9 protein-coding genes and 1 pseudogene are annotated in these 9,575 nt (G+C 70.1%); 6 read left to right on the forward strand and 4 right to left on the reverse strand.

Features of this window, described 5'->3' with window-relative positions; genetic code table 11:
- On the forward strand, nucleotides 1-337 hold a 337-nt coding region (locus VGD32_RS12930), incomplete at its 5' end, for a CAP domain-containing protein (protein ID WP_331032293.1).
- Nucleotides 338-352: 15 nt separating this feature from the next.
- On the opposite strand, the gene VGD32_RS12935 is transcribed toward VGD32_RS12930, so the two are convergent.
- Entirely contained in the window at nucleotides 353-1,369 is a 1,017-nt protein-coding gene (locus VGD32_RS12935; protein WP_331032294.1) for a KpsF/GutQ family sugar-phosphate isomerase, read from the reverse strand.
- A gap of 104 nt (nucleotides 1,370-1,473) precedes the next feature.
- On the opposite strand from VGD32_RS12935, the gene otsB reads away from it, so the two are divergent.
- Genes otsB through VGD32_RS12950 form a run of 3 tightly spaced genes read left to right on the forward strand, consistent with a single transcriptional unit; the run spans nucleotide 1,474 to nucleotide 5,523 of the window.
- Entirely contained in the window at nucleotides 1,474-2,262 is a 789-nt protein-coding gene (gene otsB, locus VGD32_RS12940; RefSeq protein WP_331032295.1) for a trehalose-phosphatase, read from the forward strand.
- Entirely contained in the window at nucleotides 2,259-4,043 is a 1,785-nt protein-coding gene (locus VGD32_RS12945) for a glycoside hydrolase family 15 protein (RefSeq protein WP_331032296.1), read from the forward strand. The genes otsB and VGD32_RS12945 overlap by 4 nt, the downstream gene beginning before the upstream one ends.
- Nucleotides 4,044-4,098: 55 nt before the next feature.
- Nucleotides 4,099-5,523 carry an alpha,alpha-trehalose-phosphate synthase (UDP-forming) gene (locus VGD32_RS12950; protein WP_331032297.1) on the forward strand — a complete coding sequence of 475 codons (1,425 nt, stop codon included), beginning with the start codon at nucleotides 4,099-4,101 and terminating at the stop codon, nucleotides 5,521-5,523.
- A gap of 6 nt (nucleotides 5,524-5,529) precedes the next feature.
- Here VGD32_RS12950 and VGD32_RS12955 read toward each other — a convergent pair whose 3' ends face one another.
- Nucleotides 5,530-6,141, reverse strand: coding sequence for a glutathione S-transferase family protein (locus tag VGD32_RS12955; protein ID WP_331032298.1), 612 nt, complete (start codon nucleotides 6,139-6,141; stop codon nucleotides 5,530-5,532).
- Nucleotides 6,142-6,283: 142 nt separating this feature from the next.
- Between VGD32_RS12955 and VGD32_RS12960 the strand changes: the two genes are divergently transcribed.
- Nucleotides 6,284-7,015: a YafY family protein gene (locus tag VGD32_RS12960; protein ID WP_331032299.1), complete on the forward strand. Its 732-nt coding sequence runs from the start codon at nucleotides 6,284-6,286 to the stop codon at nucleotides 7,013-7,015.
- Here the strand turns inward: VGD32_RS12960 and VGD32_RS12965 are convergent.
- Both VGD32_RS12965 and VGD32_RS12970 read right to left on the reverse strand, forming a co-directional pair.
- Nucleotides 7,009-8,211, reverse strand: coding sequence for an acetyl-CoA C-acyltransferase (locus VGD32_RS12965; protein ID WP_331032300.1), 1,203 nt, complete (start codon nucleotides 8,209-8,211; stop codon nucleotides 7,009-7,011). The two genes, VGD32_RS12960 and VGD32_RS12965, sit on opposite strands and share 7 nt — an antisense overlap.
- Nucleotides 8,212-8,269: 58 nt before the next feature.
- Nucleotides 8,270-9,178, reverse strand: a complete 909-nt coding sequence (locus tag VGD32_RS12970; protein ID WP_331032301.1) for an SDR family NAD(P)-dependent oxidoreductase — start codon at nucleotides 9,176-9,178, stop codon at nucleotides 8,270-8,272.
- Between the two features lie 199 nt (nucleotides 9,179-9,377).
- Between VGD32_RS12970 and VGD32_RS12975 the strand changes: the two are divergent.
- A pseudogene (locus VGD32_RS12975) lies at nucleotides 9,378-9,575 on the forward strand (cell envelope biogenesis protein OmpA); the annotation flags it as partial.

The following is a 9,575-nucleotide window of genomic DNA, read 5'->3' on the forward strand; positions in this document are numbered from 1 at the left end:
GCGCGTCTGGGCGCGAGAGCTGATCGGCCGCAACCAGTTCCGGCACGCCCCGGCGCAGCATGGCCACGGCGAGAACCTGTGGACCGGCTGGGGCGGCCGGCAATTCACGCCCGAGGACATGATCGGCGACTGGGTGGCCGAGAAGACCCACTATCGCCACGGCGTGTTTCCGAACGTCAGCCGGACGGGGAACTGGAGCGACGTCGGCCACTACACCCAGCTGGTGTGGCGCGACACGACGCATGTGGGCTGCGCGGTCGAGACGCGCGGCGACCGGTCGGTGCTGGCCTGCCGCTATTCGCCGCCGGGGAATATCGACGGGCGGATGGCCTATTAGAGCGGGGCTGGCTCCCTAGCTGACGTACCCCGCCTGCATCAGTTCGGCGATGTGGACGATGGCGGCGGGGCGGTCGTTCTCGACCACCAGCAGGGTGGCGATCTTGTTCTGGGTCATCAGGTCGATGGCGTCGCTCATACGCGCGTCCGGGCCTATGACCTTGGGACGTGGGCTCATCACGTCTGCGGCGGTCAGGCCGGTCAGGTCGCCGCGGGAGAAGGCGCGGCGCACGTCGCCGTCGGTGACGATCCCGCCGAGGGTTCCGTCCGGATTGATCACGGCCGTGGCCCCCTTGCGGCCCTCGGTGATGGCGGAGACGACTTCGGCGAACGTCGCGGTGAGCGGCACGGTGGCGGGCGCGGGCGGCCGGTCGCCCATCCAGTCGCGCACGCTCTGCAGGCTCATGCCCAGCTTGCCGCCGGGATGGTGCAGTCCGAAGTCCTCGGCGGTGAAGCCGCGGCGGTCCATCAGCACCATGGCCAGGGCGTCGCCCATGGCCAGGGTCATCAAGGTCGAGGTGGTCGGCGCGAGGCCATTGGGGCAGGCTTCGGCCACCTGGGGCAGTGTCAGGCAGACGGCGGACGAGCGGCCGAGGAAGCTGTTGGGGCGCTGGGTGATCCCGATCACCGGTATCCCCTCGCGCTGGCAGAAGATCAGCGGATCGCGCAGTTCGCGGCTTTCGCCCGAATTGGAGATGGCCAGCAGGGTGACGTCCCGCCGCAGCATGCCGAGATCGCCATGGCTCATCTCGGCCGGGTGGACGAAGAAGGCGTTGGTCCCGGTCGAGGCGAGGGTGGCGGCGATCTTGCCGCCGATGTGACCCGACTTGCCCATGCCGGTGACGACGACATAGCCGGGGCGGGACAGGATGACGTCGCAGGCCCGGCCGAGGCTGTCGTCGAGGCCCGCCTCCAGCGCCTGCAGCGCCTCGATGTTCAGACGGAGAACCTCGCGCGCCCGGGCCGTCATGGCGGCGGGATCGGCGGACAGGACAGGTTTTGCAGCGTCGCTCATCCCCGCGATGTGGCGCATCGGGAGCCGATTCACAATCGCCAGCCGTCGCGCCGGAGAATGCTGCAACGCGAGAAAATCCGCCCTCCGGCTCAACCTTTGCCGCAGGGCCGCGTTAGAGGGCCATGCAGAACTCAAACCCGATCACCGCCGGCGCGTCCGCGTCGGCCGAGGCCGTTTCGTATCTGCCGCCGCCGCCGACCCGTCTGGCCCGCCCCGCCCTGTTCCTGGACATGGACGGGGTGCTGGCTCCGTTGGCGGAAACCCCCGACGCCGTCGTGCCCCACCCGGAGCGCACCGCCGCGCTGCGGGCCGTTTCGGACCGGCTGGACGGCCGCGTGGCGATCGTCAGCGGCCGGACCATCGCCGAGATCGACCGCATCGCCGAGGCCGGTCCGGCCCCGGCCTCGGGCGTGCACGGGCTGGAGCGGCGCCGGGCCGACGGCTCGATGCACCGCGCCGAGGCCGCGCCGGCCGTGCGCGACGCGGTGGCGGCGTTCGAGGCCTTCGCCCGCACCCGGCCCGGCGTCATCGTCGAGGACAAGGCGGTGTCGGCGGGGCTGCATTACCGCGGCGCCCCGACCGAGGCCGAGGCGGCCCTCGCCCTCGCCGCGCGACTCGCCGCCGAGACGGGGCTGACCCTGCAGGCCGGCAACCTCGTCGTGGAGCTGAAGACGCCGGGGACCAGCAAGGGCACGGCGCTGAACGCCTTCATGCAGGAGCCTCCGTTCGCCGGAGCCGTTCCCGTCATGTTGGGCGACGACCTGACGGACGAGGACGGCTTTCGCGCAGCCGAAGCCCTGGGCGGCTTCGGGGTGCTGGTCGGCCCGGTCCGGGAGACCGCCGCCCGCTACGGCCTGCCCGACGTGGTGGCCGTTCTGGCCTGGCTGAACGCCGTCGAGGAGAGCGCATGACCGCCAATCTGGACCTCGCCCCGATCGGAAACTGCTCGATCAGCGCCCTGATCGACCGCGGCGGCCGCTACGTCTGGGCCTGCGCGCCGCGGGTGGACGGCGATCCGGTCTTCTCGGCCCTGATGGACGGAGACGACCCGGAGCACGGCTTCTGGGACATCGAACTGGAGGGGCAGACGCAGGTCTCCCAGGCCTATGTCCGCAACACGCCGGTGCTCAGGACCGTACTGACGGCCGGCGACGGTGCGGCGATCGAGATCCTCGACTTCGCGCCCCGGCATCCGAAGCACAGCCGCACCTATCGCCCGCTGGCCTTCGCCCGGGTGGTGCGGCCGCTGGAGGGCTCGCCGCGCATCAAGGTGCGCTTGCGGCCTTCCGCCGACTGGGGCGCGCGGCCGGCGGAGCGGACCAGCGGGTCGAACCACATCCGCTATCTGTGCACCGACGTGACCTTCCGGCTGACCACCGACTGCCCGGTGTCGCACATCCTCAACGAGCGGGTGTTCCGGCTGGAGCGGCCGCACGCCTTCTTCTTCGGCCCCGACGAGGGCTACGATCAGGACGTCGGGCCCGGCGTGTCCGCCGCGCTGGATCGCACGGTCGCCTACTGGCAGGACTGGGTCCGGACGCTGTACCTGCCGCTGGACTGGCAGGAGGCGGTGATCCGCGCCGCGATCACGCTGAAGCTCTGCGCCTATGAGGAAACCGGGGCGATCGTCGCGGCGCTGACCACCTCGGTGCCCGAGTTCCCGGAGAGCGGCCGCAACTGGGACTATCGCTACTGCTGGATTCGCGACGCCTATTACGTCGTGCGGGCGCTGAACCGGCTGGGCGCGGTCGACATCCTGGAGAACTACCTCGGCTATCTGCGCAACCTGGTGGACGACTCCGGGGGCGGGCATGTGCAGCCTGTTTACGGGGTCGGGCTGGAGCCGGGCATCGGCGAACGGATCGTCGAGAGCGTCGAGGGCTACCGCGGCATGAAGCCGGTGCGCATCGGCAACCAGGCGCACGAGCACCTGCAGCACGACGTCTATGGCCAGATCGTGCTGCCGCTGGTGCAGAGCTTCTACGACCAGCGGCTGCTGCGGCCCGGCACGATCGAGGATTTCCACGCGCTGGAGAAGGTCGGCGAACGGGCCTTCGCCATGCACGATCAGGTCGACGCCGGCCTGTGGGAGTTCCGCACCATCGCCCGGGTGCACACCTATTCCTCGGTGATGTGCTGGGCCGCGTGCGACCGTCTGGCCAAGGCGGCGGACCATCTGGGCCTGAACGAGCGGGCCGGCGCCTGGCGGGAGCGGGCCCGGATCATCCGCCAGCGGATCGAGACCGAGGCCTTCGTGCCCGACGAGGGCCGGTTCGCCGCAAGCTTCGGTAACCGCGAACTGGACGCCTCGCTGCTGCAGCTGACGGACCTGGGGTTCCTCGACCCCCTGGACCCGCGGCAGGTCAAGACCTTCGACGCGATCGAACGGGACCTGAAGAAGGGCCCCTATCTTTTCCGCTACATCGAGGCCGACGATTTCGGCGAGCCCGAGACGGCGTTCAACTTCTGCACCTTCTGGTTCATCGAGGCCCTGCACCTGAACGGGCGGACGGACGAGGCCCGGGAGATCTTCGAGCAGATGCTGAGCCGCCGCACGCACGCGGGCCTGCTGTCGGAGGACATATCGCTGGGCGACAACGAACTGTGGGGCAATTATCCGCAGACCTATTCGCTGGTCGGCATCATCAACTGCGCGGTCCTGCTGAGCCGGTCGTGGACGGACGCACGGTGAGCGGGATCACGACAATGCGTCGGGACCCTGGACGGGCTGGAGGCGTTTCAACGCCATGAGCCGTTTGATCGTTGTTTCCAATCGCGTTTCCGCGCCGAAGGATCCGGCTGCCGGGTCGGCGGGGGGCCTGGCGATGGCCCTGTCGGCGGCGCTGCGGAAATACGACGGCCTGTGGTTCGGCTGGTCCGGCGAGACGGTCGCGAGCTTCGTGCCGGAAGCCAAGATCGAGGATCGGGCCGGGGTAACCGTGGCGCTGGTCGACCTGGAGGAGCAGGACGTCGAGGAATATTACAACGGCTACGCCAACAAGACGCTGTGGCCGCTGTTCCACCATCGCGTCGACCTGACCGCCTATGAGCGGTCCTATGGCGAGGGCTACGAGCGCACCAACGCCCGCTTCGCCGAGGTTCTGGCGCCGCTGGTCCAGCCGGACGACCTGATCTGGATCCACGACTACCACATGATCCCGCTGGCCCGGGACCTGCGGCGGCTGGGCGTGAAGAATCGCATCGGCTTCTTCCTGCACACGCCGTGGCCGGCGCGGCAGCTGCTGGTCACCCTGCCCCATCACCGGCGGCTGGTGGAGTCGATGTTCGACTACGACCTGGTCGGCTTCCAGACCCGGGAGTGGCTGGACCTGTTCCGGGACTATGTCGCGTCCGAGCCGAGCGTGAACGGGCGGCTGCTGCCCAACGACGCGCTCGAGGCCTTCGGCAAGACGGTGCAGGCCGGGGTCTTCCCCATCGGCATCGACGTCGAGGGCTTTCTGGCGGCGCGCAACTCGACCTTCGGCGCGCGAACCTACGACCGCATGGCCGCGTCGTCGGCCTTCCGTTCGATGATCGTCGGCGTCGACCGGCTGGACTATTCGAAGGGGCTGGAGGAGCGGCTGCTGGGCTACGAGCAGTTCCTCGCCGACAACCCGGACATGCGCGGCGAGGTCTTCCTGCTGCAGGTGACGCCGATCAGCCGCGACGATGTCGACACCTACCAGGACATCCGGGCGCGTCTCGACGCCCTGGCGGGGCGGGTCAACGGCGAATACGCCGACATGGACTGGCAGCCGATCCGCTATCTGAACCGCACCTATCGCCGCGACCAGCTGGCCGGGATCTATAGGGCCGCGAAGGTGGGTCTGGTGACGCCGCTGCGCGACGGCATGAACCTGGTGGCGAAGGAGTATGTGGCGGCCCAGAATCCGGACGACCCCGGCGTGCTTGTGCTGTCGCGCTTCGCCGGGGCGGCCGAACAGATGGGCGAGGCCCTGCTGGTCAATCCGTTCAGCCGCGAGGAAGTGGCGGACGCCATCAAGCGGGCCCTGACCATGCCGCTGGCCGAGCGCAAGCGGAAGTGGGAGTGCCTGATGCAGGTGGTGCGCGACACCGACGTCGGCCAGTGGCGCAACGACTTCGTGGCCACGCTGAGCGCGGTGGTGAAGCCGGTGGACGGCGACTCCGAGGCCGCCGCCCACGCCGCCTGAACCGCCTCACGCGACCTGCGCCAGCGCCGGCGGCGTACCGTCTTTCGCGGTCGCCGTGGCGTTCGCCGGCCGGTCGAGGATCCGCTCCAGCCAGGCGTCGAGCGCGGCGCTGGCCGGCGAATACTCCCGCGCCCAGGCCAGGGCGCTGCCGGCCATGACGTCCACGGCGGTGAACCGCTGGCCCATCAGGAACGGTCCGCGCTCCAGCGCCGCGAACAGGCGGGCGACCACGGCGTCGTAGCGAGCCTGGACGGCGGGATCGCCCTCGGTCGCGCCGCTGATCTTCGCCCAGAAGGCCGGCTCCATCTCGCCGGCGATCCACGCCAGCCAGGTCAGATAGGCGCCGCGCTCGGGAGAGCCGACGGGCGCGCCCAGGCCGGCCCCGGGGAGCAGGTCCGTGACATACAGGGCCACGGCGGCCGATTCCGTGACCAGCACGTCGTCATGCAGCAGGGCCGGGACCTTGCCGTCGGGATGCGGATTGCGCGGATCGCGGGCGCCGGATCCGTCCATGCGGGCGATGTCGCAGTAGCAGATGTCGTAGGCCACGCCCGTCTCCTCGAGCAGCCACACCAGCCGCGACGATCGGGACCAGGGGGCGTGGAACAGGGTCAGCATGGGAGTCTCTCCTGGTTGGGCGCTGTCGCTCGGCTCGCGGAGCCTCGCGGCCTTGCCGGGCGGCCCCTCGCCGCCGACCCCGATTGACTACTGCCAGTCTGCTGCCACCATGCTGTCAGCAGGCGTACACAAGACTGGCGGAATGAGACGCGCGGACCGGCTATTCCAGATCATCCAGGTGCTGCGGCGGTCGTCGAAGCCGCTGACGGCGGACGCCATCGCCGCGGAGCTGGAGACCTCGAAACGCACCATCTACCGCGACATCGCCACCCTGATGGGCCAGCGGGTGCCCATTCGGGGCGAGGCCGGACTGGGCTATGTGCTGGAGGGCGGCTTCGACCTGCCCCCGCTGATGCTGACGTCGGACGAGATCGAGGCGGCGGTGCTGGGCGCGCAGTGGGTGGCGGGGCGCGCCGATCCGGCGCTGGCCCGGGCGGCCCGCGACCTGGTGGCCAAGATCGCCGCCACCGTGCCGGAGCGGCTGCGGCCGGTGGTGCTGGAGCCGGCGGTGGCCAGCGCACCGGTGTGGCAGCCGCGCCAGGACGAGGTGCTGGACATGGCCCGGGTGCGGGCGTCGATCCACGCCGGGCGCAAGCTGGGTCTGTCGTACCGCGATGAACAGGAGCGCGAGAGCCGGCGCGTCATCTGGCCCTTCCTGATCGGCTACCGCGAGACCACCCGGCTGCTGGTCGGTTGGTGCGAATTGCGCGGCGACTTCCGCACCTTCCGCACCGACCGGGTCGTGGAGGCGGAATTCCTCGAGGAGCGCTATCCCGCCCGGCCCGCCGTCCTGCGCGCGCGCTGGCAGGCGGCCAAGGAGGCGGAGTGGAAGGCCCGCGGCTGCGACGGGCCGCCCCCGCCCCGGCCTCAGTAGATTTCGAACAGGCCCGCGGCCCCCATCCCCCCGCCGACGCACATGGTGACCACCCCGTATCTGGCGCCGCGCCGCTTGCCTTCGATCAGCACGTGGCCGGTCATCCGGGCCCCCGACATGCCGTAGGGGTGGCCGATGGAGATGGCCCCGCCGGAGACGTTGAGCCGCTCCTCGGGAATGCCGAGCCGGTCGCGGCAGTAGATGACCTGCACAGCGAAGGCCTCGTTCAGTTCCCAGATGCCGATGTCGTCGACGGACAGGCCGTGGCGCTCCAGCAATCGGGGGACGGCGAATACCGGACCGATGCCCATTTCGTCCGGCTCGCAGCCCGCCACGGCCATGCCGCGGACGGCGCCCAGCGGCTGGAGGCCGCGGCGCTCGGCGTCCTTGGCCTCCATGATCACGCTGGCCGAGGCCCCGTCGGACAGCTGCGAGGCGTTGCCGGCGGTGATGCAGACGCCCTGCGAGATCTCCTCTCCTCCGCCGAAGACCGGCTTCAGCGACGACAGGCCCTCCAGCGTGGTGTCGGGGCGGTTGCCTTCGTCCATCGAAAGCGTGACCTCCTTCGCGGACGCCTGCCCCGTGGCCTTGTCGACCACCTGCATGGTGGTGGTCATGGGCGCGATTTCGGCGTCGAGACGCCCTTCGGCCTGGGCGGCGGCGGTGCGCTGCTGCGAACGCAGGGCGTATTCGTCCTGGGCTTCGCGGCTGATCCCGTAGCGGGCGGCGACCACCTCGGCGGTCTCCAGCATCGACATGTAGATGTGCGGCACGCGCGCGATCAGGGCCGGGTCGCGCAGCCGGTGCAGGTTCATGGTCTGGTTCTGGACCAGGGAGATCGACTCCAGCCCACCGCCGACGGCCACGCCCTGGCCGTCGTGCACGACCTGTTTCGCCGCCGTGGCGATGGCCATGAGGCCAGAGGCGCACTGGCGGTCGAGGCTCATGCCCGCCGTCGTCACCGGCAGGCCGGCGGCAAGCGCCGCCTGGCGGCCGATATTGGTGCCGGTCGAGCCCTGCTGCAGCGCCGCGCCCATGACCACGTCCTCGATCTCGGCCGGATCGAGACCCGAGCGGGCGACCGCGTAGCGGATGGCGTGGCCGCCCAGCTGCTGGGCCTGGGTGTCGTTGAACGCCCCGCGGTAGGCGCGGCCTATCGGGGTCCGGGCGGTAGAGACGATGACGGCTTCACGCATGGCTTTCTCCAGATCTTCGCAGGCAGGGTAGCCGCCTGCCGCCGCGTCAACGCAAGGGTCAGTCCCTGTGGGCGGCCTGGGCCTTGGTCAGTTCGGTGAATCCCTGGGCCGCGCCCATCTCCGGAACGATCTCGCCGGTGCGGTCGGAAATCTCCGCGAAGCGGGCCGCGACCTGTTCCGGCGCGTGGTCGCCGGCGATCCACGCGCCCTGGGTCAGGGTCACATAGGCCCGCTCGAAGCCGCCGGCTCCGGCGGCGAGGATGCAGCGATTCGGCGCCGCCTCGCTGACCAGATGCAACAGGCCGGGCGTGACCATCTCGGGGCCCAGAAGCTCCAGGGGCAGGCGCGCGCCGAGGTCTTCGGTCATGCGGGTGTGGGCGGTCGGGGCCAGGCAGTTGACCCGGATGTCGTTCTTCGCGCCCTCGATCGACAGCGTCTGCATCAGGCCGACCAGCGCCATCTTGGCCGCGCCGTAGTTGGACTGGCCGAAATTGCCGTACAGACCCGAGGAGGAGGTGGTCATGACGATGCGGCCATAGTTCGCCTCGCGCATGATGTCCCAGACCGCCTTGGTGCAGTTGACCGCGCCCATCAGGTGGACGTCGACCACGAAGCGGAAATCCTCCAGCTCCATCTTGGCGAAGGTCTTGTCGCGCAGCACGCCGGCGTTGTTGACCAGGATGTCGATCCGGCCCCACCGGGCCATCGCCGCATCGACCATGGCCTGGACGCCGGCGTAGTCGGTGACGGAGGCGGCGTTGGCCATGGCCTCGCCGCCGGCGGCCTCGATCTCGGCCACCACGGCCTCGGCCGCCGTGGCGGAACTCCCGGATCCGTCGCGGGCGCCGCCGAGATCGTTGACCACGACCCGCGCCCCGCGCTTCGCCAGGGCCAGCGCGTGTTCGCGGCCCAGGCCGCCGCCGGCCCCCGTCACGATCGCCACCCGACCATCGAATCTCATCGGCATCCGTCTGCTCCCTTCATGCGTTCACACCTCCTAGCAGGCGTCCCGGCCCGGGACAGCCCCGCCGAAATGTGTTGGAATGGCGCCACAGTCGCCGCATTCCGAGCGAAAACAAGGAACCGGAACCGTACATTGCCGTTCGGCTCCGGAGCGTCCCGTGTAAAGCGTGGGCATTCGGGCAACCATGAGTGTGAGGGATATCATGAAGGTGAAACTTCTCGCCGGCGTCGCGATGGCGGGGCTGTTCGCAGCCGGCGCTGCGGCTGCCGAGCCGAACGGCTGGTACGGCGCGATCGATGTGGGCTACCACACGATCGACGATCTGGAACTGGTCTCGCAGACCACGGGTCCGCAGTGGGACTTCGAGGTTGACGACGACTGGGCGGGCTTCGCCCGTCTG

The sequence above is a fragment of the Brevundimonas sp. genome (assembly GCF_036402095.1).
Classification (GTDB): domain Bacteria; phylum Pseudomonadota; class Alphaproteobacteria; order Caulobacterales; family Caulobacteraceae; genus Brevundimonas.

Coding starts and splice junctions, on each gene's coding strand:
- VGD32_RS12935 (WP_331032294.1), bottom strand. CDS start 1,369: ATGCGCCACATCGCGGGGATGAGCGACGCTGCAAAACCTGTCCTGTCC.
- otsB (WP_331032295.1), top strand. CDS start 1,474: ATGCAGAACTCAAACCCGATCACCGCCGGCGCGTCCGCGTCGGCCGAG.
- VGD32_RS12945 (WP_331032296.1), top strand. CDS start 2,259: ATGACCGCCAATCTGGACCTCGCCCCGATCGGAAACTGCTCGATCAGC.
- VGD32_RS12950 (WP_331032297.1), top strand. CDS start 4,099: ATGAGCCGTTTGATCGTTGTTTCCAATCGCGTTTCCGCGCCGAAGGAT.
- VGD32_RS12955 (WP_331032298.1), bottom strand. CDS start 6,141: ATGCTGACCCTGTTCCACGCCCCCTGGTCCCGATCGTCGCGGCTGGTG.
- VGD32_RS12960 (WP_331032299.1), top strand. CDS start 6,284: ATGAGACGCGCGGACCGGCTATTCCAGATCATCCAGGTGCTGCGGCGG.
- VGD32_RS12965 (WP_331032300.1), bottom strand. CDS start 8,211: ATGCGTGAAGCCGTCATCGTCTCTACCGCCCGGACCCCGATAGGCCGC.
- VGD32_RS12970 (WP_331032301.1), bottom strand. CDS start 9,178: ATGCCGATGAGATTCGATGGTCGGGTGGCGATCGTGACGGGGGCCGGC.